We start from the raw sequence: 23,572 nt of genomic DNA, 5'->3' as shown, positions 1-23,572 counted from the left end.
CACCTCCGCGTGCGCCGGGTCGGCGTTGTCGGTACGAGATCGCGACGCCCCTGGCCGACCCCACACACTGAAGGACCACGGTGAACCTCGACGAGTTGCTCAAGGAGTATTCCGAGCTGGAGCTGCAGCTCGCCGACCCCGCCGTGCACGCCGACCAGAGCAGGGCCCGCACGCTGGGCCGCCGCTACTCCCAGCTCACGCCGATCGTCACCACCTACCGCGAGCTGGAGTCGGTCCGCCAGGACCTCACCGCCGCCAAGGAGCTGGCGGGCGAGGACGACGGGTTCGCGGCCGAGGCCGTCGAGCTCGAAGGCCGCATCGGCCCGCTGGAGGAGCGGCTCAAGCACCTGCTGATCCCGCGCGATCCCAATGATGACAAGGACATCATCATGGAGATCAAGGCGGGCGAGGGCGGCGAGGAGTCCGCGCTGTTCGCCGGCGACCTGCTGCGGATGTACCTCCGCTACGCCGAGCGGGTCGGCTGGAAGACCGAGGTCATCGACTCCCAGCCGTCCGACCTCGGCGGCTACAAGGACGTCACGGTCGCCATCAAGGCCAAGGGCGACGAGGGCGTGTGGTCCAGGCTCAAGTTCGAGGGCGGCGTCCACCGCGTGCAGCGGGTGCCCGTCACCGAGTCGCAGGGCCGCATCCACACCAGCGCCGCCGGCGTGCTCGTCTACCCGGAGGCGGAGGAGGTCGACGTCCAGATCGACCCCAACGACCTGCGCATCGACGTCTACCGCTCCAGCGGCCCCGGCGGCCAGAGCGTCAACACCACCGACTCAGCGGTCCGCATCACCCACCTGCCCACCGGCGTGGTGGTCTCCTGCCAGAACGAGAAGAGTCAGCTCCAGAACAAGGAGTCGGCGATGCGCATCCTGCGCGCCCGGCTGCTGGCCATCGCCCAGGAGGAGGCCGAGGCCGCGGCGCAGGCCGAACGCAAGTCCCAGGTGCGCACGGTCGACCGCTCCGAGCGCATCCGCACCTACAATTTCCCGGAAAACCGCATCTCCGACCACCGCGTCGGCTTCAAGGCGTATAACCTCGACCAGGTTCTCGACGGCGAGCTCAACGCCGTCACCCAGGCCCTCATCGACGCCGAGATGGCGGAGAAGCTCGCACAACACTCATGAGTCTGCTGCTGGACGAGATCGCCCTCGCCACCGCCCGGTTGGCCGAGGCCGGCGTGCCCTCACCGCGCACCGACGCGGAGGAGATCGCCGCGTTCGTCCACGGCGTGCGCAGGAGCGAGCTCCACACCGTCAAGGACGCCGACTTCGACGCGCTGTTCTGGGAGGGCGTCGCGCGGCGCGAGGCCCGCGAGCCGTTGCAGCACATCACCGGGCACGCCTACTTCCGCTACCTGGAGCTCGCGGTCGGGCCCGGCGTGTTCGTGCCGCGCCCCGAGACCGAGGTCATGACCGGCTGGGCCATCGAGCGGCTGCGCGAGATGGACGTCAACGCCCCGCTCGTGGTCGACCTCGGCACCGGGTCGGGGGCCATCGCGCTGTCGATCGCGCAGGAGGTGGCGCTGGCCGAGGTGCACGCCGTGGAGGTCGACCCGGCGGCGTACACGTGGGCCAAGCGCAACATCTCCGAGCACGGCCAGGGGCGCACCCACCTGCACCCCGAAGACCTCGCCGAGGCGCTGCCCGAGCTCAACGGCAAGGTCGACCTCGTCATCTCCAACCCGCCCTACATCCCGCCCGGGGCGATCCCGCGCGACCCCGAGGTGCGCGACTACGACCCCTCGCGCGCGCTGTACGGCTCCGGCGAGGACGGGCTCGACGAGGTCCGCGCGGTCGAGCGCACCGCCCGGCGGCTGCTGCGTCCCGGCGGCCTGGTCGCCGTCGAGCACGCCGACCAGCAGGGCAGGGCCGTCTACCTGACCTTCACCGAGGACAACGGCTGGCGCGACGTACGCCTGCGTCAGGACCTCACCAGAAGAGACCGCTTCGTCACGGCCAAACTCGGCCAGGACTGAGCCCGCACGAGGAGTACGCCGTGGGACGACGCTTTGACTGCTCAGACCCGGAGCGGAAGGCCGAAGGGCTGACGGAGGCCGCCGCGGCCGTGCGACGGGGCGAGCTGGTGGTGCTCCCGACCGACACGGTCTACGGCATCGGCGCCGACGCCTTCACCCCGGCCGCGGTGACCGCGCTGCTGGAGGCCAAGGGGCGCGGGCGCGAAACGCCGCCGCCGGTGCTCGTCGGCACCGTACGGGCCGCCACGGCGCTCGTGGACGACATGGGGCCGTACGGGCAGGATCTCATCGACGCGTTCTGGCCGGGGCCGCTCACGATCGTCTGCAAGGCCAACAGGGCCCTTTCCTGGGACCTGGGGGAGACCAAGGGCACGGTGGCCGTCCGCATGCCGCTCCACCCGGTGGCGCTCGACCTGCTCAAGGAGACCGGCCCGATGGCCGTCTCCAGCGCCAACCGCTCCGGCGCGCCCGCCGCCATCACGGCGGAGGACGCCGAGGAGCAGCTCGGCGACTCGGTCGCGGTCTACCTCGACGGCGGCAGGACCACCGACAGCACGCCCTCCACCATCCTCGACCTCACCACCGCCGTGCCCAGGCTGCTGCGGCGCGGAGCCATCCCGGTCGAGAAGCTGCGCGGCATCATCGGCTACGTCGCCACGGACGACTGACCCGCCGGACGAGTTGACCTGGCGCGCGACGTATACCGTCTGCTTATCCCGGCTGCGAACGCGCTCCGGCCGTGCTTACGGTGAGGCCCGTAGCTGCGGCGAGACGTCGGGGAGTGGCCCATGGGCAAGTACGACGGCATGGATCCCAAGCTCGTGCGCGAGCTGCTGAGCGAGGTGAAGCACGCGGCGACGCAGCTGCGCACGGTCGAGGACCGGATTCGCGCCGCCCTGAGCCGGGCCGGGGTCTCCGCCCAGGCCACGCACCGCCCCGCCCAGATCGCCGACGCCGTCGACACCATGGTCAAGGACGTCAACGGGCGGCTGGCGGTGCTGGAGAAACGGGCGGAGCAGCCCCGAAAATCCGGCACCGGCCCCGGCGACACCCCACCGTCGTCCGGCGACCGGCCCAAGACGGACGATCCCCCCAAGGACGTACGCGGCGGCGACCAACCAACCCAGGAAACCCCCAAAAAGCACGACACCGACGGCAAGACGGGCTCGGACGGCAAGACCGGCGCCGACGGCAAGACGGGCTCCGATGGCAAGACGGGCTCGGACGGCAAGACCGGCTCCGACGGCAAGACCGGCTCGGATGGCAAGGCCGACGCTGACGGCAAGACTGGCTCGGACGGCAGGACGGGCTCGGATGGCAAGGCCGACGCTGACGGCAAGACCGGCTCGGACGGCAAGACGGGCTCCGATGGCAAGACGGGCTCGGATGGCAAGGCCGACGCTGACGGCAAGACCGGCTCCGACGGGAAGGCGTGTGACGGCAACGGGGCGAAGGACACGGGGACGGGCAAGGACACCGGCACCGGCACCGGCACCGGGACCGGGACGATCGACACACCCGCCAAGGACCACCCCGACGACACAGCCGCCACAAAACCCCACGTCGTAGAAGTCGACGGCGTCAAAGTCCTCCAAATCCCGCTGAACCCACCCACAGCCGAGCAAGTCGAGAACATGCTCAGGAACGCCGACCAGATCCAACCCGCCGAAATGCCCAAAGTGCCCGCCGACGCCACCGCAGCCGCCCCGGGCACGGACGTGAGCGCCTGGGCCGGCGACGGCAGCGACGTCGTCTCCGCCAACACCAACCCGCCCAGCTCCGACGCCCTCGGCACGGTGGTCGGCCACCACCGCGAGATCCCGCCCCAGGACATGCCGGACGTGCAGGTCCCCGCAGGCGAGTACGGCAAGGGCGAATGGGCCGGACGCGACATCCGCCCCGACGGGGCCGCCGGCTCCATCGCGCCAGGAGACCCGTCCGCCGGGTCCCACCACACCACCCTCCCGCCGTCCTCCTCCACCACCCCGCCCGCGGACGGGGCCGGCGGCGGAACGGCGGCCACCTCCGGCGTCGGCACCTCCACCTCGGACGGCTACAACGCCCCCAGCCTGCCCTCGTCCTCCCACGGCCTCGGCAGCGGAGGCGGCGACGCCAACGCAGGCTCGGCGGGATTCCAGCCCATCGACGACAAGCCCGCCGACGCGGGCGGCACCACCGGCTGCGACTCCGTCACCGACCGGACGCCCGGCGGCTCGCACACCTCACCCGGCGGTTCCGGAGCGGCCCCTGACGGTTCGCACACGTCGCCCGGCGGTTCCGGGACGGCTCCCGGCGGATCGGGCGCGACGCCGGGAGGGATCGGCTCGGGCTCGGGCGGTGCGGACCCCACCCCGCCCGGAGGCGGCGCGACCACGGACGGCGGCGGCTCCGGCGCTGGCGACGGCGGCTCGGCCACGGGCGGCACCAGCCAGACGCCCGGCGGCACGGGCGGTGCTACCGGTGACGCCGGGGCTTCAGGCGGCGCGACGGGCGACGCGGACGCGGCACCGCACGGAAACGGCGGAGACGACTCAGCGGCAGGCGGCCACGGCTCGGCCGCCGGCGGGAACGGCGGCTCGGCGCCCCACGGCAACGGCGGCTCGGCTGCCGGCGGAAGCGGAGGCTCGGCTGCAGACGGGAACGGCGGCTCGGCGCCCTATGGCAACGGCGGCTCGGCTGCAAGCGGAAACGGGTCGGTTTCGGGTGGGAACGGGTCGGTTTCGGGTGGGGGGCAGGGCGTGGTCATTCCGCCGACGCCTCCGGCAGCCGACGGCGACCCCGGGGCGGCGGGCACCGCACCGAGCGGCGGCGAGGGCGCCGCAGCGGGCAGCGGCCACAGCGCCACACCGGGTGCGGGCCAGGGCGCCACACCCGGCGCGGGCCAGGGCGCAACACCCGGCGTGGATCAGGGTGGGGCGCAGGGCTCCGGTCACGGCGCGGCACCCGGGAGCGGAACCGGGACCGGGCATGGGGCCGGGCATGGGGCCGGGCAGGGGAGCGGGTATGGGGATGGGCACGGAACCGGGCAAGGGAGCGGGACCGGGGCTGGGGCCGGGCAAGGGACTGGGACCGGGTACGGGGACGGGCAAGGGAGCGGGACCGGGGCTGGGGCCGGGCAAGGGACTGGGACCGGGTACGGGGACGGGCAGGGGAGCAGCCAGGGGAGCGGGCGGGAGGCCGGTGCGGGCGGTGGCTCGGGGATCCGGCTGGTCGCGGGTTCCACGGCCGGCGGTGACGTGGTGTCGGTCGAGGTGACGCCGCCCGACCTGGACGGTCTCCGCACCGTGGTCGAGCATCACCGCGACATCCAGCCCCAGGACATGCCCTCCGTCCAGGTCCCGCCCGGCGAGTACGGCACCGGCGCCTGGGCCCCGCAGGACGTCGGCCCCGACGGCCCGCCGGGCACGATCGACCCGAACCAGCCCGACCAGCCGAACCACCCCGACCGCCCCGATCGGCCCGATCGGCCCGATCGGCCAGGTGGCGGCGGAGGCGCGCCGGAAAGGACCTCGTGATGTACGTCGACCCCCCGGCCCCCAAGCCCAAGGCCGTGGACGAGCGCCCCCCGGCCACCTCCGCCGGCCCTCTGGACAACCGGCCCACCGCCTGGGAGTTCAACCCGGACTACCAGCGGCTCGTCATCGCCTGGCAGACCGCCGTCCCTCAGCTGGAGATCCTGAGGACGGCCCTCGACAAGGCCTACAACCTGGCCCGCAGCCCGCAGACGTGGGACGCCCCGGTCGGCGAGCGCTATGTCGAGGACATCCGCGAGTGGCGCACCCGGCTCGCGGTCTACCGTCACGCGGTCCTGACCGCGATCAGCGACGAGGCCCACGACACCCCCCGCTGGATCCCGGCCAGGACGAACGCCCCGCACGCCTTCCCCTGACCGAGGGCCGCCCTGGGAGAACCGGACACCGGGCCGTACAGTGAGGAAATGGGTACAGAGCCCTACTACGGCCCGGACTTCGGGCTGCTCAGGCGGCAGGACCCGGAGCTGGCCCAGGTGCTGCTCGACGAGCTCGACCGCGAGCGCGGCGGCGTGCAGCTCATCGCGAGCGAGAACTTCGCCTCGCCCGCCGTCCTGGCCGCCCTGGGCTCGGCCCTCACCAACAAGTACGCCGAGGGCTACCCGGGCCGCCGCTACTACGGCGGCTGCGAGGTGGTGGACCGCGCCGAGCGGCTGGCGGTGGCGCGGGCCAGGGAGCTGTTCGGCGCCGAGCACGCCAACGTCCAGCCGCATTCGGGCGCCTCGGCGAACCTGGCCGCCTACGCCGCGCTGCTCCAGCCCGGCGACACGATGCTGGCCATGGCCCTGCCGCACGGCGGCCATCTCACGCACGGCTCGAAGGTGAACTTCTCGGGACGGTGGTTCGACGTCGTGCCGTACGGCGTGCGGCGCGACACCGAGCTGATCGACCTCGACGAGGTGCGGGACCTGGCGCTGCGGCACCGGCCCAAGCTCATCGTCTGCGGCGCGACCGCGTACCCGAGGCTGATCGACTACGCGGTCTTCCGCGGCATCGCCGACGAGGTGGGGGCGTGGCTGCTGGCCGACGCGGCGCACCCGATCGGGCTGATGGCGGGCGGCGCGATCCCGTCGGCGGTCCCGTACGCGGACGTGGTCACGTTCACCACCCACAAGGCGCTGCGCGGGCCGCGCGGCGGGGCGATCGTGTGCACCGCCGAGCTGGCCGGGCGGATCGACCGGGCGGTGTTCCCGTTCGTGCAGGGCGGGCCGCTGATGCACGTGGTGGCGGCCAAGGCGGTGGCGTTCGGCGAGGCGCTGCGGCCGGAGTTCGCCGGGTACGCCCGCCGCGTGATCGACAACGCCCGCGCGCTGGCGGGGGCGCTGGCGGCGGAGGGCATGCGGCCGGTGTCCGGCGGCACCGACACCCATCTGGCGCTGGTCGACCTGCGCGGCACGGGGGTGTCGGGGGCGGAGGCGGAGCGGCGGTGCGCGGCGGCGGGCATCACGCTCAACCGCAACGTCATCCCGTACGACCCGGAGCCCCCGGCGGTGACGTCGGGCATCCGCGTGGGCACGCCCTGTGTCACCACGCAGGGGATGGAGCCCCAGGAAGTCGCGGAGATCGGCGCGCTGGTGGCCGCGGCGGTGCGTGATCCTGGCGTCGCGGGGAAGGTCAGGGAAAGAGTTTCGGCTCTTCTGGCCATCCATCCGCCATATCTCAGCGAATATTAAGCTGGTCTGTGTCGTTTTCCGGTCACAGCGGGCCGGGACATCCGGGAAACTAGGTCCGTGCGCGAATACCTGTTCATGGCGCTCATCGCGGCAGCGGTGACCTATCTGCTGGTTCCGCTCGTGCGCCGCTTCGCCATCCGCATCGGCGCCATGCCCGAGGTACGCGACCGCGACGTGCACACCACGCCGACCCCCCGCCTGGGCGGCCTGGCGATGTACGGGGGCCTGGTGGCCGGGCTGCTGGTGGCCAGCCAGCTCACGCACACGGGCAAGGCCCTGACCGAGACCGACGTCAACGCGGTCACGGCGCTCATCGTGGCGGGCGGCCTGATCACGCTGACCGGGTTCCTCGACGACTGGTGGGGCATGGACGCCTTCATCAAGCTCGGCGGCCAGGTCGCGGCGGCGGGCGTGCTGGTCTTCTTCGACCTGCGGCTGCTCTACATCCCGCTGCCACAGAACTGGGGCGGCTCCATCAGCCTCGACCCCACGCTCAGCACGGTGATCACCATCATGGTCGTGGTGGTCACCATCAACGCGGTCAACTTCGTCGACGGCCTCGACGGCCTGGCGGCCGGCATCGTCTGCATCGCGGGCATGGCCACCTGGGCCTACTCCATCTTCCTGGCCGTCAACATCAGCGGCGGGCGCATCACCACCACGGCGGCCATCGCGGCGATCCTCATCGGCACCTGCCTCGGCTTCCTGCCGCACAACTTCCACCCGGCCAAGATCTTCATGGGCGACACCGGGGCCATGCTCATCGGGCTCGTGCTCGCCTCGTCCATCGTCACCGTGACGCCGGTCGACCCCGGGATCATCGAGGGCATGAACAAGGTCCCGGTGCTGCTCCCGTTGCTGCTGCCGGCGGCGGTGCTGGTCCTGCCGCTGGTCGACCTCATCACGGCCGTGGTGCGGCGCACCTCGCGCGGCCTGTCGCCGTTCGCGCCCGACCGCGGCCACCTGCACCACCGGCTGATGGACATCGGCCACTCCCACCGCAGGTCGGTGCTCATCATGTACGCCTGGGCGTTCCTGTTCGCCTTCGGCGTGGTGAGCATGTCCACCATCGGCGTGCCGGTCCTGCTGTTCCCGGTGTTCATCGTGTTCGCGCTGGCGGTGCTGGTGCTGATGGCGCTGCCGCGCTGGCGGGGCAGGGGCGGCGCGCACGCGGCCTCGCGGGGCAAGCAGCCCGACGACGACGGCCCGCCCACCGGCCCGATGCCGCCCATCGCGCCGGAGCCGCAGGTCAGGCGGCCGATGCCGCCGGCGGACGGGCCGCGGGCCGAGCGCGCGACGGCCGAGGGCAATCCGGTCATCCCGGCATTTCCGAGCCGTTCTTGATCGCGAACTAGAAACGGCAGGTAAAAGCGGTCTTCCGTGAGCTTGTGATATCTTTCACGAGCAGGGGCCCCCGGACGCACATGTCCGAGGGGTAGCAAACGCTCGCTTGATAACATGCTGATGGAGCACCGATGCAGGCCAACGACGTGCGCGTACTCAAGGGCGCCGCGATTCCGACCGCGGTGGTCGGGGTGGCCGCGGTGGTCGTCGCCTTCCTGACCGCCGGCGGCAAGGGCGCGCTGGGCGCGGGGCTCGGCGCTTTGCTCGTCGGGGTTTTCTTCAGCATCAGCGTGGTAGCGGTCTCCTATGCCGCAAGGGTCTCCCCCCAGATGATGGCGATCGCGGCGATGCTCAGCTACCTCGTCAAAGTCGTCGTCATCATGGTCGTGCTGAACGCGTTCCGCGACACCACGGCCTGGAACACGCTGGCCTTCGCCTGGTCCGTCGTCATCTGCACCCTGGTCTGGACCGGGTTCGAGGTGCGCGCCTTCATGAAGACCAAGCTGCTGTACGTCGACCCCGAGGCCCGGGTCCCCGGAAAGGGCGACTCGTGAACCCGGTGACCGGGCGGGGCCCGATATGACTAGTCCTCCATACGCCTGCTATCGTCGGGGCCGCGATGAGCGCACAGGAACGCCGACCGGAAGAAGACGGTCGCGACTTCGCCGACGCCATGTGGTCAGTCCCCAGCTACCTGCTCGCCGGGATGGCCATCTACGGCGGTCTCGGGTGGTTGCTGGACCGGTGGTTGGACATGTCCGCGTTCTTCCCCATAGGCGTGGTCCTTGGGGTTGTGCTCGCCGGCTACCTGGCCTACCGGAAGTTCAGCCGCTAGCCCGGCGCCGCGATCTCTCCGCCGAGGTAACTCTTGTGATCCACTACGACGTTGAAGGGAACGCCGCGTGAGTGCGCTGACGGTCCTCGCTCCTCATGGCGATCAGTTCGGGGCGCCTACGCCTGAAGAGCTGTTCAACCTGCCGCCCATCATCCCCGGGGTCGACTGGTTCACCAAGCCGGTCCTGCTCGCGATGCTCACCTCGCTCGTGGTGATCGCCCTGTGCTGGGGCGCCTTCGCCAACCCCAAGATCGTGCCGAGGGGCCTGCAGAACGTCGTCGAGTACGGCTACATGTTCGTCCGCGACCAGGTCGCCCGGCCCTTCCTGGGCAAGGACGCCGACCGGTGGATGGGCCTGCTGGTCTCCATCTTCTTCGTGGTCCTGCTGTGGAACCTCATGGGCGTCATCCCCGTGCTGCAGTTCCCGGTGGCCTCCCACATCGCCTTCCCCGTCGTGCTCGCGGGCCTGATCTACATCATCAAGATCTACCTCGGCATGAAGCACCAGGGCGCCGTCGGCTACTTCAAGAACATGATGTTCCCGCCCGGCCTGCCCAAGTTCATCTACGTGCTGCTCGCGCCGATCGAGTTCCTGTCCAACCTGATCATCGCGCCCTTCACGCACGCGGTCCGACTCTTCGCGAACATGTTCGCGGGCCACATGCTGCTGGCCTTCTTCAGCATGGTCGGCTTCTGGTTCCTGTTCGAGAAGCTGACCCCGCTCGGCGCTCCCGTCGGCGTGGTCGGCGTGGTGATGACGATCCTCCTGACCGGCTTCGAGATGTTCATCCAGTTCCTGCAGGCGTTCCTGTTCGCGATGCTGGCGGCGATGTACATCGGCAACTCTCTGCACCCTGAGCACTGAGTACCACCGCACACCACACGGAATGTCCATGACCGGTGATACCCGCTTCACCGGCCGTTAAGTAAAGGAATACAAGAAATGAGCGTTCTCGCTGAGGTCTCCGGCAACGTCACCGCCATCGGTTACGGTCTCGCCGCCATCGGCCCCGGCATCGGCGTCGGCATCATCTTCGGTCAGGGCGTGCAGGCCATCGCGCGTCAGCCCGAGGCTTACGGCCTGATCCGCCAGAACATGCTCCTCGGCTTCGTCCTCACCGAGGCCCTCGCCCTGATCGGTCTGGTGGCGCCGTTCATCTTCTCGGGCATCTGATCGCCCCCAACTGACGAAAGGCTGCAACATGATCGTTAAGGCAGCTACGCTCCTTGCGGCGGAGGAGGGCTCCAACCCTCTGATCCCGCACACGTACGAGCTCGTCGTCGGTATCTTCGCGTTCCTCGTCGTCTTCCTCGTCGTCGGGCGCATGCTCGTGCCGCGTATCCAGAAGACGCTGGCCGAGCGTACGGACGCGATCGAGGGCGGCATCAAGCGCGCCGAGGAGGCCCAGGCCCAGGCCCAGGAGCTCCAGCGGCAGTACGCGGCCAACCTGGAGGAGGCCCGGCGTGAGGCCTCCCGTCTCCGCGAGGAGGCGCGCGAGCAGGCGGCGCAGATCAAGGCCGAGCTCCGCGAGGAGGCGCAGGCCGAGGCCCGCCGCCTCGTCGAGGCCGCGCACGCGCAGATCGAGGCCGACCGCCAGGCGGCCTTCGCCCAGCTCCGCACCGAGATCGGCCGCCTGTCGACCGAGCTCGCCGGCCGCATCGTGGGCGAGTCGCTGGAGGACGAGGTCCGCCAGACCCGCATCGTCGACCGGTTCCTCGACGAGCTGGAGAGCTCCAACGCGCAGGCGGTGCGCTGATGCGCGGTCTGAGCAGGACGTCGCTGGCCGAGGTCGAGGAGCGGTTCAACGCGGTGGCCGGCAGTGCCGACCTCGGGACGCTCTCCGACGAGCTGTTCGCGGTCGCGGATCTGCTCGACCGTGAGCACGGCCTGCGCCGCGCCCTGTCCGACCAGTCCAGGGCGGCCGAGCAGAAGGCGCAGACCGTGCGCGCGCTGCTGCAGGGCAAGGTCGGCGCGGCCACGCTCGCCACCGTCGAGACCGCGGTCGCGGCTCGCTGGTCGCGCGCGGGTGACCTCGCCGACGTGCTGGAGCGGCTCGGCGTGGTGGCCGCGGCCGCCGAGGCCGAGGGCCAGTCGCGGCTCGACGACGTGGAGGACGAGCTCTTCCGCTTCGGCCGCGTCGTCGCCGCCAACCCCGACCTGCGCCGCGCGCTCGCCGAGCCCGCCGCCCCGGCGGAGGGCAAGCGGCGGCTGCTGAGCGACCTGCTGGCCGGCAAGGTGGCCCCCACCAGCCTGCGGCTCATCTCGCAGGTGGTCCTGCACCCGCGAGGACGTAGCCTGGAAGTGGGCCTGGAGGAGTTCGGCCAGCTCGTGGCCCAGCAGCGCCAGCGCCTCGTGGCGGTGGTGCGCAGCGCGGTCGAGCTGACCGAGGAGCAGAAGCGGCGCCTGGCGTCGTGGCTGCGCACCTCGTACGGCCGTGACGTGCACCTGAACGTCGAGGTGGACAAGCGAGTGCTCGGTGGGTTCTCGGTCCGCATCGGCGACGAGATCATCGACACCACCATCGTGGGACGAATCGAAGAAGTCCGCCGCCGGTTGGCCGGCTAGGCGAAATAGGGAGACAGAGTAGAGATGGCGGAGCTTACGATCCGGCCGGACGAGATCCGGGACGCGCTTGAGCGCTTCGTCCAGGCGTACGAACCGGAAGGCGCCGCGCGCGAGGAGATCGGGACCGTCGTCGACGCCGGCGACGGCATCGCCCATGTCTCCGGCCTGCCCTCGGCGATGGCGAACGAGCTGCTCGAGTTCGAGAACGGCACGCGCGGCCTGGCACTCAACCTCGACACCCGCGAGATCGGTGTCGTCGTCCTGGGTGAGTTCAGCGGCATCGAGGAGGGCCAGACGGTCCGCCGGACGGGCGAGGTCCTGTCCGTGCCCGTCGGCGACGACTTCCTCGGCCGCGTGGTCGACCCCCTGGGCAACCCGCTCGACGGCAAGGGCGCCATCGCCGCGGAGGGCACCCGCGCCCTCGAGCTGCAGGCCCCCTCGGTCGTCCAGCGGCAGCCCGTCAAGCAGCCGCTGCAGACCGGCATCAAGGCGATCGACGCCATGACGCCGATCGGCCGCGGCCAGCGTCAGCTGATCATCGGCGACCGCGGCACCGGCAAGACCGCGATCGCCGTCGACACCATCCTCAACCAGCGCGAGGCCTGGGCCTCCGGCGACCCGGCGCAGCAGGTCCGCTGCGTCTACGTCGCCATCGGCCAGAAGGGCTCGACGATCGCCCAGGTCCGGGCCCGGCTGGAGGAGGCCGGCGCGATGGAGTACACCACCATCGTCGCCGCTCCCGCCTCCGACCCCGCCGGTTACAAGTACCTGGCGCCCTACACCGGCTCGGCCATCGGCCAGCACTGGATGTACCAGGGCAAGCACGTCCTCATCGTCTTCGACGACCTGACCAAGCAGGCCGACGCCTACCGCGCCGTGTCCCTGCTGCTGCGTCGCCCGCCGGGCCGCGAGGCCTTCCCCGGCGACGTCTTCTACCTCCACTCCCGGCTCCTGGAGCGCTGCGCCAAGCTCTCGGACGACATGGGCGGCGGCTCGATGACGGGCCTGCCGGTCATCGAGACCAAGGGCAACGACGTGTCGGCGTTCATCCCGACCAACGTCATCTCCATCACCGACGGCCAGTGCTTCCTGGAGACCGACCTGTTCAACGCCGGCGTCCGCCCGGCGATCAACGTCGGTATCTCCGTCTCCCGGGTCGGCGGCTCGGCGCAGGTCAAGGCCATGCGCAAGGTCGCGGGCACGCTGAAGCTGTCGCTGTCGCAGTACCGCGACCTGGAGGCGTTCGCCGCGTTCGCCTCCGACCTCGACGCCGCCTCCCGCGCCCAGCTGGAGCGCGGTCAGCGGCTGGTCGAGCTGCTCAAGCAGCCGCAGTACTCGCCGTTCCCCGTCGAGCGGCAGGTCGTGTCGGTCTGGGCCGGCACCACCGGCGAGCTGGACGAGGTGCCGACCGAGGACATCCGCCGCTTCGAGCAGGAGTTCCTCGACTTCCTCAGCTCCTCGCACAAGGGCGTCTTCGACAGCATCCGCGAGACCAAGGACCTCGGCGACGACACGGTGACCACCCTCAAGGACGCCATCACGGAGTTCAAGAAGGGCTTCACCACCTCCTCGGGCGAGCTGCTGGTCAAGGACGAGCCGGTCGCTCCGCTGGAGGCCGACGAGGTCGGCCAGGAGAAGATCAAGAAGGTCGTCCGGCCGGCGGAGAAGAAGTAGCCGATGGGAGCCCAGCTAAGGCTGCTGCGGCGGCGGATCAACTCGGTCAAGTCGACCGCCAAGATCACGCGCGCCCAGGAGCTCATCGCCTCTTCACGGATCGTGAAGGCGCAGCAGCGGATGCAGGCGGCGCTGCCGTACGAGCGGGAGATCACCCGCGCGGTCACCGGCGTCGTCAGCAACGCGGCCAGCGTCGACCATCCGCTGACCGTGGCGAAGGAGAACCCCGCCAAGGCGGGCGTCCTCATCGTCACCAGTGACAGCGGGTTCTGCGGCGGCTTCAACGCCAACGTGCTGCGCGAGGCCGAGGCCCTGCGCGGGCTGCTGGAGAGCCGCGGCCTGGAGGTCACGCCGTTCGTCACCGGGCGCAAGGGTGTCACCTGGCACTCCTTCCGCGGCCGCGACATGGGCGGCGAGTGGGTCGGCTTCTCCAGGAAGCCGGCCTACGCCGACGCCAAGGAGATCGCGGGCGTCCTCATCGAGTCGTTCAAGGACGAGAACGGGATCGACGAGATCCACATCGTCTCGACCGAGTTCGTCTCGATGCTGACCCAGAACGTCGTGGTCAAGCGCGTCCTGCCGCTGGAGGTCGAGGAGACCGAGGCGTCGGAGTCCACCCAGATTCCGCCGTACTTCGAGTTCGAGCCGACCGCCGGCGACGTGCTGGAGACGCTGCTCCCGCGCTACGTGGAGTCCCGGATCTTCACCGCGCTGCTGCAGTCGGCGGCCTCCGAGGAGGCCGCGCGGCGGCGCGCCATGAAGTCGGCGACCGACAACGCCAACGAGCTGATGCGGGTGCTCACCCAGCAGATGAACCAGGCTCGCCAGGCCGAGATCACCCAGGAAATCAGCGAGATCGTCGGTGGGGCCAACGCGCTCGCTGACGCCGCAGCGGGGAAAGAGTGAAATGACTGCAGAGGCTGTTGAAACTGTAGAAGCCCCCGCGGCCGGCACCGGCCGCGTGGCACGCGTCACCGGCGCCGTCGTCGACGTGGAGTTCCCCGTCGACGCGATGCCCGACATCTATAACGCGCTCAAGGTCGAGGTCACCCTCGGCGGCGAGACCAAGACGCTGACCCTGGAGGTCGCCCAGCACCTGGGCGACAACCTGGTCCGCGCGATCTCCATGCAGCCCACCGACGGCCTGGTCCGCGGCCAGGCGGTCCGCGACACCGGCGCGCCGATCTCGGTGCCCGTCGGCGACGTCGTCAAGGGCCACGTGTGGAACGCGCTGGGCGAGACGCTGGACGTCCCGACCGCGTCGCTGAAGATCGAGGAGCGGTGGGGCATCCACCGCCCGGCCCCGGCCTTCGACCAGCTGGAGTCCCGCACCGAGCTGCTGGTCACCGGCATCAAGGTCATCGACCTGCTGACCCCGTACGTGCAGGGCGGCAAGATCGGCCTGTTCGGCGGCGCCGGCGTGGGCAAGACGGTGCTCATCCAGGAGATGATCCGCCGCGTCGCCCGCAACTTCGGCGGCACCTCGTGCTTCGCCGGCGTGGGCGAGCGCACCCGTGAGGGCAACGACCTCTGGCTGGAGATGGAGGAGGCGGACGTCCTCAAGGACACCGCGCTCGTCTTCGGCCAGATGGACGAGCCCCCGGGCACCCGGCTGCGGGTCGCGCTGTCGGCGCTGACGATGGCGGAGTACTTCCGCGACGTGCAGAAGCAGGACGTGCTGCTGTTCATCGACAACATCTTCCGCTTCACGCAGGCCGGCTCCGAGGTCTCCACCCTGCTCGGCCGCATGCCGTCGGCCGTGGGTTACCAGCCCACGCTGGCCGACGAGATGGGCGTGCTCCAGGAGCGCATCACCTCGACCCGCGGTCACTCGATCACCTCCATGCAGGCGATCTACGTGCCCGCGGACGACATCACCGACCCGGCCCCGCACAACGCCTTCGCGCACCTCGACGCGCAGACCGTGCTCTCGCGGCCGATCTCGGAGAAGGGCATCTACCCCGCGGTGGACCCGCTCGACTCCTCCTCCCGGATCCTCGACCCGCAGATCGTGGGCGAGGAGCACTACCGGGTGGCCCAGGAGACCAAGCGGATCCTGCAGAAGTACCGCGAGCTCCAGGACATCATCGCGATCCTCGGCATCGACGAGCTGTCGGAGGAGGACAAGGTCACCGTCCAGCGGGCCCGCCGCATCGAGCGCTTCCTGTCGCACCCGATGTACGCGGCCGAGGCCTTCACCGGCCAGCCGGGCGAGACCGTGCCGCTCGACGAGACCATCGCCTCGTTCAAGGGCCTGTGCGCCGGTGAGTACGACCACCTGCCCGAGCAGGCGTTCTTCATGGTCGGCGGCATCGAGCAGGCCGTGGCCAAGGCCAAGGAACTCGAGCGTCGCTAATCGCCCCACGGTAGTGGCGCGGATCCACCGCGCCACTACCTGATCGGAAAGGAACCTGCATCGTGGCGAAGCTACGCGTAGGGGTTGTCTCACCCGAGCGTGAGATCTGGTCGGGCGAGGCCGACATGGTGATTGCCAAGACCGTGGACGGCGAGATCGGTATTATGCCGCAACACGCACCTGTGCTCGGCGTCCTCGTCGAGGGCGGCGTGCTGCGCGTCAAGCGGGAGGGCGAGGGCGACCTCGTGGCGGCCGTTCACGGTGGGTTCATCTCCGTGGCCGACAATGAGGTGTCCGTGCTCGCCGAGGTCGCCGAGCTCGGGTCGGAGGTCGACGTCGCGGCTGCCCGTGACGCTCTCGACCGGGCTCAGGCCTCGATCGAGGCCAACCAGGAGGACGCCGACGCGGCGATCGAGGCCAAGCGGGCCAGGGCCCGGCTCCGCGCGGCGGGCGAAGAGGTATAACACAGCTACAGGGGGGCGGCATGTGGGCGACGGTATCGGTACTCGTAGTGTTGCTCGCCGCCCTCGTGGTGCTGCGCGCGGTCATGCTCATGCGCTCGCGCGGCAGCGTGCCCTGCCGGTTGCGGGTCGGTGACCGGCGCTGGCGCAGCGGGGTCGCCCGTTACGCCGACGGGGAACTCCACTGGATCCCGCTCCTGGACGTCCGGCTGAGGCCGCGCCACGCGATCGCGAGGCGCGGCCTCGTCGTTTCCGCCCGCCGCGAGCTCGGCGACGGGCTCTACGCGGTCGACTGCAGCGGCAGCACCCGCGGCGTCTCGCTGGCGATGAGCGCCGACGCGCTCACGGGCTTCCTGGCGTGGCTGGAGTCGGCGCCGCCCAGCGCCTACCTCGACGTGGCCTGAGCGCGGCGCAGCGGGTGCCTGAGCGTCGCGGGGACGGCGCTCAGCGGGTGCCCCCCGGCCGCCACAGGATCTCCTCGCCGGCGTGCGCCACGCGGCAGGCGATGAACAGCAGGTCCGACAGGCGGTTGAGGTATTTCGCGGTCAGCGCGTTCATGTCGTCGTGCGTCTCCAGCGCCGCCCACGTGGTGCGCTCGGCGCGGCGGACGGTGACGCGGGCCACGTGCAGCGCGGCCGTGGCGGGGTCGCCGCCCGGCAGGATGAAGCTGCGCAGGGGCTTCAGGCCCTCGTTGAAGCGGTCGCACTCGGCTTCCAGCCGGTCGATGTAGGACTGCTCCACCCGCAGCGGCGGGAACTCCGGGTCGTCGGTGACGGGCGTGGCCAGGTCGGCCCCGACGTCGAACAGCTCGTTCTGGACGCGGACCAGCGCCTCGGCCAGCTCGCCGGGGAACGTGCCGAACGACAGGGCGAGCCCCAGGTGGGCGTTGGCCTCCTCGACGTCGGCGTAGGCGGCCAGGCGCGGATCGGTCTTGGCGGCCCGGCTCATGTCGCTCAGCCGCGTGGTGCCGTCGTCGCCGGCCCGGGTGTAGATGCGGGAGAGGACGACCGGCTTGTCCTTGTCCTTGTCGGCGCGCGTCATGGGGCCAGCGTAATGACAAAAGTCATCCCGATCGGACGCGGGACGCATGCCGGGCCGGTGATTTCCGCGACTACCTGGGCGTACGGGACGAAGGCCACTATGGACGCATGACGAAGGAGAGGACCTGATGCTGGAGATCAGCGAGCTGCGCAAGCGCTTCGCGGGCGGCCCCGGCGCCCCCGGCGGGAAGGTCGCGCTGGACGGCGTCGGGTTCAGCGTGCGGCCCGGGGAGATGTTCGGTTTCGTGGGCGCGAACGGCGCCGGCAAGACGACCACCATGCGCATCGTCATGGGCGTGCTGGAGGCCGACTCGGGGTCGGTGAGCTGGCAGGGCCGGCCGCTCGGCTACGACGCGCGCCGCCGCTTCGGCTACATGCCGGAGGAGCGCGGGCTCTACCAGAAGATGCGGGCCGGCGAGCAGATCGAGTACTTCGGCCGGCTGCACGGGCTGAGCGCCCCCGCCGCCCGCAAGGCCACCGAGGAGCTGATGGAGCGGCTGGGCGTGGCCGAGCGCAGGAACGACCAGGTACAGGCGCTGTCGCTGGGCAACCAGCAGCGCGTGCAGCTAGCGGTCGCGCTGGTGCACGACCCCGAGGTGCTGGTGCTGGACGAGCCGTTCTCCGGCCTGGACCCGATCGCCGTGGACGCCCTCGCCGCCGCCCTCCAGGAACGCTGCCGCGGCGGGGTGCCGGTGATCTTCTCCAGTCACCAGCTCGACCTGGTCGAGCGGCTGTGCGACTCGGTCGGCATCGTCGCGGCCGGGCGGATGGTCGCCTCCGGCACCGTGGCCGAGCTGCGCGCGGCCGAGTCCGACACACTCCGCGTGGTGGTGCGCGACCCGGCCCCCGGCTGGGCGGACGGCCTGCCCGGCACGGTCACCGTCCAGGGCGACCGGCACATCCTGCGCACCTCGGGCGGCGACGACCAGGAGATCCTGCGCCGCGCGCTCAAGGCCGGCCGGGTCGAGCACTTCGGCGCCGAGCAGCCCACTCTCACCGAGATCTTCAAGGAGGCCGTGGCGTGAACGGCGTGATGCTGGTGGCCCGCAGAGAGGTCATGACGCAGATCCGCACGAAGGGGTTCGTCATCGGCCTGCTGGTGACGGCGATCCTGGTGGCGGCGGTCTCGTTCGCGCCCAAGCTCATGGACGGCCCCGACTCCTACACGGTCGGCACCGTCAACAGCCAGCGGCTGCCGCTGGAGGCGGCGGCCCCCGAGGCGAAGTTCGAGTGGCGCTCGTTCCCCGACGAGGCCGCGGCCCGGCAGGCGGTGGTGGCCGGCGACGTGGACGCCGCCCTGGTGGACGGGACCAGGGTGCTCAGCCACGGGCAGCTCGACGAGCAGCTCGGCGTGCTGCTGCAGAGCGTCAACCGCGAGGTGCGGCTGGGCGCGGCAGGGGTGTCGATCCCGCCGCTGCGGGTGGAGTCCGTGGGCGCCGACGCGCGCTACGAGTCGGCCCGCACCGGGATCGCCGTGGTGCTCGTGCTGGTGCTGTTCATGCTGCTCATGGGGCAGGTCATGATGGTCGCGATGGGCGTGGTCGAGGAGAAGGGCAGCCGGATCGTGGAGATCCTGCTCTCCACGCTGCGGCCGTGGCAGCTCCTCGCCGGGAAGATCGTCGGGCTGGGGCTGATCGGCCTGATCAACCTGGTGGTGATCCTGGCCGTCGGCCTGGCCGCGGCGGGGGTCTCGGGCCTCGCCGCCGACTTCCCGCCCGGCATCGGGGGGCTGGTGGCCGGCGTCCTGGTGTGGTTCGTGCTGGGGTACGCCTTCTTCGCGACGCTGTCGGCCTCGTTCGCCTCGCTGGTCTCACGCCAGGAGGAGGTCAACACGGTGATGACGCCGCTGACCATGACCATCATGGTGACCTACTTCGTGGCCTTCTACGCCACCACCGACCCGACCGGCACGCTGGCCACGGTCGTGTCGTACGTGCCGCCGTTCTCCTCCATGGTCATGCCGGTGCGGATGGCGGCGACCGAGGTGCCGCTGTGGCAGGTGGGCGCGTCGATGGCGGCCATGGTGCTGGCCGTGCTCGCGGTGCTGTCCTTCGGCGCCCGCGTCTACCGGCGGGCGGTGCTGCGCACCGGGGCCCGGCTGCGGCTCGGCGAAGTGTTGCGCGCCCGCTAGATGGACGAGATCCAGCGGGCGCGGCGCATCACCTGGATCACGCTCGTCGGCGGCCTGGTCCTGTCGTGGGCGCTCCTCGTGCTGGGCAGCGTGGTCCTGCTCGGCCAGGAGCGGCTCCCGTGGTGGCGCGCCGCGCCCGCGCTGGTCGCCGCGGTGGGCTTCACCTGGCTCGCCTGGCGGGCGATCGCCGCCGTGATGGACGGCCGCTACGCCCGCCGCGAGGTGGCCGCGAGCGCGGTCCTCGCGGTGCTCGGGGCGTTCGCGGGCGGGGGCGACCCCTTCGGCTGGGGCTTCCTCATCATGGCCTGGCTGTACGTCGCCACGCTGCGGGTCACCAAGCGCACGGCGGTCCTCCAGTCGGCGGGGGCCTGGGCGGTCGCCGTCGGCACGGGCGTGCTGGGGGTGGCGACCGGCATCGGCGCCACCGACCTGAGCCCGGCCGAGGCCGCGCTCTTCTACGGCGGGGTCCACGCCGTCTGGGCGGTGACGCTGCCGCCGTCCGGCCGGTTGTGGGTGTGGATCTGGGAACTGGCCGTGCGGGCGCACGAGGGCCGCGAGGCGCACACCCGGCTGGCGCTGGCCGAGGAGCGGCTGCGCGTGGCCCGCGACCTGCACGACCTGGTGGGCCACCAGCTCTCCGCGATCGCGGTCAAGACCGAGCTGGCCGGGCGGCTGTCCGACGCCGACCCGGCGGCGGCCAGGGCCGAGCTGGCCGAGATCAACACGCTCACCCGGCGGGCCCTCCGCGAGCTGCGCGCGACCGTGCGCGGCTATCGCGAACTTGACTTGACGGCGGAGCTGGATAGCGTGAAGGGAGTGCTCGAAGCGGCCGGGGTCCGCTGCGTGACGCGCCTGCCCTATCGCGAGCTGCCCGGCGGGCTGGCGCCCGTCTTCGCCTACGCGGTGCGCGAGGCGGTCACCAACGTGCTGAAGCACAGCACGGCGACGTTCTGCGACATCACCATCCGCTTCACCGCCGAGCAGGCGGAGCTCGCCGTCCGCAACGACGGCGTGGCCCGGCGGCAGGCCCCCGCCGAGGAGGCCGACGGGCTGGGCAGCGGCCTCACCGGCATGGCGGAGCGGCTGGCCGCGGTGGGGGGCACGGTGGAGGCCCGTCCGGTGGAGGAGGGAGAGTTCCTGCTCAAAGCTGTCGTGTCACTGCCCATACCTGGGTAGAGGTGACATGCAGGAGGTCCGTCTCGCGCGTGACCGCGCAGAGGCACGACCGGCTGTGCGCGTGACTGAGGAGGTGGCATGCGCGTCCGAGGCAATCCGAGAGCCCAGGTGGTGCGGATCGGGGCCAGGCTCGACGCCGGCACGTCGGCGGGAGTGCGCGAGCGGCTGCACGAGGCCATCGACGCCGGTGCGGGCGACCTGATCCTCGATCTCGCCGAGCTGGAGATGATCGACGCGACGGGTCTCGGCGTGCTCGTGGGCGCGCATCGGCGGGCGATGGACGCCGAGCGCCGCCTCGTCCTCCGGGGGGTGCCCCCGCGGATCATGCGGATCCTCGCGGTGACCCGGCTGAACCGGGTGCTGCACGTGGAGGTCCCGGCGGCCGCTGTGGCCTGATGCGCGGCCTGAGGGCTTATCGGGACGGGCGGCGATGAGCCGCCGCCCGCTCTTTCCCGACTTAGACAAAATCTAGATTACGGCCGGCGCGCATCCGCCGCGTATGCCATGGAATAGCGCGGCGAATGCTGATTTATCGTCAGATGGACGAGGTGTCGCACTTGCTTCAGGCCGTCGCCGGGCCGCCGAGACTCCTCATGAAGATGTGCACGGCGGCCGCCACGAGTTCGTCGATCTCCGGCTGCGTCTCCGACAGCAGCCATTCGATGAGCAACTCCTGTAACGCCCCAATGACGCCGAGTGCCAGCAAGCGCCGATTCAGGTGCGGCTCCTGCGGGAAATCGGAGGAGGCGTCTTGGATGATCCGGGCGAAGGCATCCACGGCCCGCTGGCGCGACATTGTCAGGACATCTCCTGATCTGCGCACCTCAACGTGCATGATGCGCGCCCGGCGCCAGTCGGCCGTGGCGAACTCGATATAGGCACGAATGCCTGCCTTGACCCGTCCATCAAGGGTGTTAGGCGCATCCTGTAACGCTTTGGACACGACGCCGAGGCTTTCCTCCACGCAGCGCTCGTGCAGCGCCTGAAGCAGCTCCTCGCGGCCACCGAAACATTCGTAGAAGGCGCGGTTGGAGATCCGCGCCTCCGAGCACAACCTTTCGATGGTCGTCGCCGCGAAACCCGGCTTCGCGTATAGCGTGTACGCGGCTGTCATCAGCCGCTCCCGTCTGTCCGCCAGCCTTTGCTCAGCCGACATTCCCCGGTAAGACCGGTTCACAATCCACCCGTCCAACATGATCGTGGCCCCCAGAGCACACAATTATGGACGGATGATCCGTTAAGGGAAAGGGCAAGAAGATTATCTTTTACGTCGCCCGTGCAAGAACGTGACAAGCCTGATCAGCCGCTCAAGCTCGTCGGGGCCGCGTGAGAACGATGTCAGGTTCATCCCCGGCATCGCGAAACGCTGCCGCGAGATGGCCTTCGGCCTGGCGAACTCGCGCAGGCCGTCCGCGCCGTGGATGCGTCCGAAGCCTGAGTCGCCGACGCCGCCGAACGGCAGGGCCGGCACCCCGGCGAACGAGATGACCGAGTTGATCGCCGTCATGCCGGACCGCATGAGCCGGGCCAGCTCGCTCGCCCGGCGCGCGTCGCGCGAGAAGATGGTGCCACCCAGCCCGTACGCCGACGCGTTGGCCAGCTCCAGCGCCTCCTGCGCGTCGCGGGTGCGGCGGACGGTGATCGTCGGGCCGAAGGTCTCCTCGCGCACGGCGGGGGAGTCTTCGGGCACGTCCTCGACGATGACCGGGTCGACGAACGGCGGGCGCACCGCGCCGGGGCCGCCGGTGACGACCCGGCCCGCCTTGGCCGCGTCGTCGATGTGCCGCTTGATCACCTCGACCTGGCCGGGCATGGTGATCGGCCCGTAGTCCTCGCCGGCCCGCACGCCGGCCGCCCGCTCCGACAGCTCGCGCATGAAACTTTCATAGACCGCGTCCACGACGTAGACCCGCTCGACGCCCACGCACGTCTGCCCGGCGTTGGACATCGCGCCCCACAGGCAGGCGTCGGCGGCGGCGCGGAGGTCGGCGTCGGCGTCCACGATGAAGGCGTCCTTGCCGCCGCACTCGGCGACGATCGGCGTGAGGTTCTCGGCGCAGGCGGCCATGACGCGCTTGGCGGTGGCGGTCGAGCCGGTGAAGGCGATCTTGCGCACGCGCGGGTCGGCGGCCAGCGCCGCCCCCGTCTCGCCGAGCCCGGTCACCGCCTGGAACACCGGCTGCTCGGGCACCGCCTCGGCGAACAGCTCCGCCAGCCGCACCCCGACGCCGGGGGTGAACTCGCTCGGCTTGAACACCACGGCGTTGCCGGCGGCCAGCGCGTACGCGATCGACCCCATGGGGGTGAACACCGGGTAGTTCCACGGCCCGATGACGCCCACCACGCCGAGCGGCAGGTACTCGAGCGTCGCGGATAGGTTGAGCCCGATCATGCCGGTCGCCACCCGGCGGCGGCCCAGCACCTTCTGGGCGTTGCGGGCGGCCCAGTCGACATGGGTGATCGCCAGCACGATCTCCAGCGTGGCGTCGCCGACCGGCTTGCCCGTCTCCTCGTGCACCAGCCGGGCCAGCCCGCGCAGGTCGCGGGTGATGACCGCCTTGTAGTCGAGCAGGCGGCGGCGCCGCTCGGCGTGCCCCAGCCCGGCCCACCAGGCGGCGGCCTCGTCGGCCCGCCCGACGGCCGCGCGCACGGCTTCGGGGCCCTGTTTGGGGTGACTGCCGACCACCTCGCCGGTGGCCGGGTTGAGCGAATCGAAGGTCGTGGTCATGGCGTCACGATAAACCGGTAAGCCACCGCTTACTAGGCCGGGCGCGCGCTCACGCGGGGGCCGGGGGCACCGGG

25 protein-coding genes are annotated in these 23,572 nt (G+C 71.0%); 22 read left to right on the top strand and 3 right to left on the bottom strand.

What is annotated here, in order from left to right:
• The first annotated feature begins 80 nt into the window (after positions 1–80).
• From prfA to MF672_RS49040, 18 genes are all read left to right on the top strand, one after another.
• On the top strand, positions 81–1,133 hold the full coding sequence (gene prfA / locus MF672_RS49125) for a peptide chain release factor 1 (RefSeq protein ID WP_242379420.1): 1,053 nt from the start codon (positions 81–83) through the stop codon (positions 1,131–1,133).
• Positions 1,130–1,984: a peptide chain release factor N(5)-glutamine methyltransferase gene (prmC, locus tag MF672_RS49120; RefSeq protein ID WP_242379419.1), complete on the top strand. Its 855-nt coding sequence runs from the start codon at positions 1,130–1,132 to the stop codon at positions 1,982–1,984. The genes prfA and prmC overlap by 4 nt, the downstream gene beginning before the upstream one ends.
• Before the next feature lie 20 nt (positions 1,985–2,004).
• A complete protein-coding gene (locus MF672_RS49115) occupies positions 2,005–2,652 on the top strand; it encodes an L-threonylcarbamoyladenylate synthase (RefSeq protein WP_242379418.1) in 648 nt (215 codons plus the stop codon).
• A 120-nt stretch (positions 2,653–2,772) separates the two neighbouring features.
• Positions 2,773–5,499, top strand: coding sequence for a collagen-like domain-containing protein (locus tag MF672_RS49110; protein ID WP_242379417.1), 2,727 nt, complete (start codon positions 2,773–2,775; stop codon positions 5,497–5,499).
• Positions 5,499–5,873, top strand: coding sequence for a hypothetical protein (locus MF672_RS49105; protein ID WP_242379416.1), 375 nt, complete (start codon positions 5,499–5,501; stop codon positions 5,871–5,873). Before MF672_RS49110 ends, MF672_RS49105 begins: the two co-directional genes overlap by 1 nt.
• 48 nt (positions 5,874–5,921) lie before the next feature.
• Positions 5,922–7,187 (top strand): serine hydroxymethyltransferase, encoded by a 1,266-nt coding sequence (glyA, locus tag MF672_RS49100; RefSeq protein WP_242379415.1) that lies wholly within the window; start codon positions 5,922–5,924, stop codon positions 7,185–7,187.
• A gap of 57 nt (positions 7,188–7,244) precedes the next feature.
• Positions 7,245–8,531, top strand: coding sequence for a glycosyltransferase family 4 protein (locus MF672_RS49095; protein ID WP_242379414.1), 1,287 nt, complete (start codon positions 7,245–7,247; stop codon positions 8,529–8,531).
• Positions 8,532–8,662: 131 nt separating this feature from the next.
• Entirely contained in the window at positions 8,663–9,085 is a 423-nt protein-coding gene (locus tag MF672_RS49090) for a Cg1360 family ATP-synthase-associated protein (RefSeq protein WP_242379411.1), read from the top strand.
• Between the two features lie 65 nt (positions 9,086–9,150).
• Positions 9,151–9,366, top strand: a complete 216-nt coding sequence (locus MF672_RS49085; protein WP_242379410.1) for an AtpZ/AtpI family protein — start codon at positions 9,151–9,153, stop codon at positions 9,364–9,366.
• Positions 9,367–9,433: 67 nt separating this feature from the next.
• Positions 9,434–10,231, top strand: a complete 798-nt coding sequence (atpB, locus tag MF672_RS49080; RefSeq protein WP_242379409.1) for a F0F1 ATP synthase subunit A — start codon at positions 9,434–9,436, stop codon at positions 10,229–10,231.
• A 78-nt stretch (positions 10,232–10,309) separates the two neighbouring features.
• Positions 10,310–10,540 carry an ATP synthase F0 subunit C gene (gene atpE, locus MF672_RS49075; protein WP_020546689.1) on the top strand — a complete coding sequence of 77 codons (231 nt, stop codon included), beginning with the start codon at positions 10,310–10,312 and terminating at the stop codon, positions 10,538–10,540.
• A 28-nt stretch (positions 10,541–10,568) separates the two neighbouring features.
• Positions 10,569–11,123 (top strand): F0F1 ATP synthase subunit B, encoded by a 555-nt coding sequence (locus MF672_RS49070; RefSeq protein WP_242379407.1) that lies wholly within the window; start codon positions 10,569–10,571, stop codon positions 11,121–11,123.
• Positions 11,123–11,932: a F0F1 ATP synthase subunit delta gene (locus MF672_RS49065; protein ID WP_242379404.1), complete on the top strand. Its 810-nt coding sequence runs from the start codon at positions 11,123–11,125 to the stop codon at positions 11,930–11,932. The genes MF672_RS49070 and MF672_RS49065 overlap by 1 nt, the downstream gene beginning before the upstream one ends.
• Positions 11,933–11,956: 24 nt before the next feature.
• Complete coding sequence (gene atpA, locus MF672_RS49060) at positions 11,957–13,606, top strand: F0F1 ATP synthase subunit alpha (RefSeq protein ID WP_242379402.1); 1,650 nt, start codon at positions 11,957–11,959, stop codon at positions 13,604–13,606.
• Positions 13,607–13,609: 3 nt separating this feature from the next.
• Entirely contained in the window at positions 13,610–14,512 is a 903-nt protein-coding gene (locus tag MF672_RS49055) for a F0F1 ATP synthase subunit gamma (protein WP_242379400.1), read from the top strand.
• 1 nt (position 14,513) lies between these two features.
• Entirely contained in the window at positions 14,514–15,962 is a 1,449-nt protein-coding gene (atpD, locus tag MF672_RS49050) for a F0F1 ATP synthase subunit beta (RefSeq protein ID WP_242379398.1), read from the top strand.
• Between the two features lie 62 nt (positions 15,963–16,024).
• A complete protein-coding gene (locus MF672_RS49045; protein WP_138666580.1) occupies positions 16,025–16,426 on the top strand; it encodes a F0F1 ATP synthase subunit epsilon in 402 nt (133 codons plus the stop codon).
• A 47-nt stretch (positions 16,427–16,473) separates the two neighbouring features.
• Positions 16,474–16,827, top strand: a complete 354-nt coding sequence (locus MF672_RS49040) for a DUF2550 domain-containing protein (protein WP_242379391.1) — start codon at positions 16,474–16,476, stop codon at positions 16,825–16,827.
• A gap of 40 nt (positions 16,828–16,867) precedes the next feature.
• Here MF672_RS49040 and MF672_RS49035 read toward each other — a convergent pair whose 3' ends face one another.
• A complete protein-coding gene (locus MF672_RS49035; protein WP_242379390.1) occupies positions 16,868–17,464 on the bottom strand; it encodes a cob(I)yrinic acid a,c-diamide adenosyltransferase in 597 nt (198 codons plus the stop codon).
• Between the two features lie 127 nt (positions 17,465–17,591).
• Between MF672_RS49035 and MF672_RS49030 the strand changes: the two genes are divergently transcribed.
• From MF672_RS49030 to MF672_RS49015, 4 genes are all read left to right on the top strand, one after another.
• On the top strand, positions 17,592–18,488 hold the full coding sequence (locus MF672_RS49030; RefSeq protein ID WP_242379389.1) for an ABC transporter ATP-binding protein: 897 nt from the start codon (positions 17,592–17,594) through the stop codon (positions 18,486–18,488).
• The gene (locus MF672_RS49025; protein WP_242379388.1) at positions 18,485–19,594 is read left to right on the top strand and encodes an ABC transporter permease; all 1,110 of its coding nucleotides are present in this window, start codon (positions 18,485–18,487) and stop codon (positions 19,592–19,594) included. Before MF672_RS49030 ends, MF672_RS49025 begins: the two co-directional genes overlap by 4 nt.
• The gene (locus MF672_RS49020; RefSeq protein ID WP_242379387.1) at positions 19,595–20,770 is read left to right on the top strand and encodes a sensor histidine kinase; all 1,176 of its coding nucleotides are present in this window, start codon (positions 19,595–19,597) and stop codon (positions 20,768–20,770) included. It begins immediately after the preceding gene.
• 78 nt (positions 20,771–20,848) lie between these two features.
• Positions 20,849–21,166 (top strand): STAS domain-containing protein, encoded by a 318-nt coding sequence (locus tag MF672_RS49015; protein WP_242379384.1) that lies wholly within the window; start codon positions 20,849–20,851, stop codon positions 21,164–21,166.
• 166 nt (positions 21,167–21,332) lie between these two features.
• On the opposite strand, the gene MF672_RS49010 is transcribed toward MF672_RS49015, so the two are convergent.
• A complete protein-coding gene (locus MF672_RS49010) occupies positions 21,333–21,884 on the bottom strand; it encodes a TetR/AcrR family transcriptional regulator (protein WP_242379382.1) in 552 nt (183 codons plus the stop codon).
• A 144-nt stretch (positions 21,885–22,028) separates the two neighbouring features.
• Entirely contained in the window at positions 22,029–23,498 is a 1,470-nt protein-coding gene (locus tag MF672_RS49005) for an aldehyde dehydrogenase family protein (RefSeq protein WP_242379379.1), read from the bottom strand.
• Positions 23,499–23,572 lie beyond the last annotated feature (74 nt).

Source organism: Actinomadura luzonensis (assembly GCF_022664455.2).
Classification (GTDB): Bacteria; Actinomycetota; Actinomycetes; order Streptosporangiales; family Streptosporangiaceae; genus Nonomuraea; species Nonomuraea luzonensis.
This window is presented reverse-complemented; position numbering and strand designations above follow the sequence as displayed.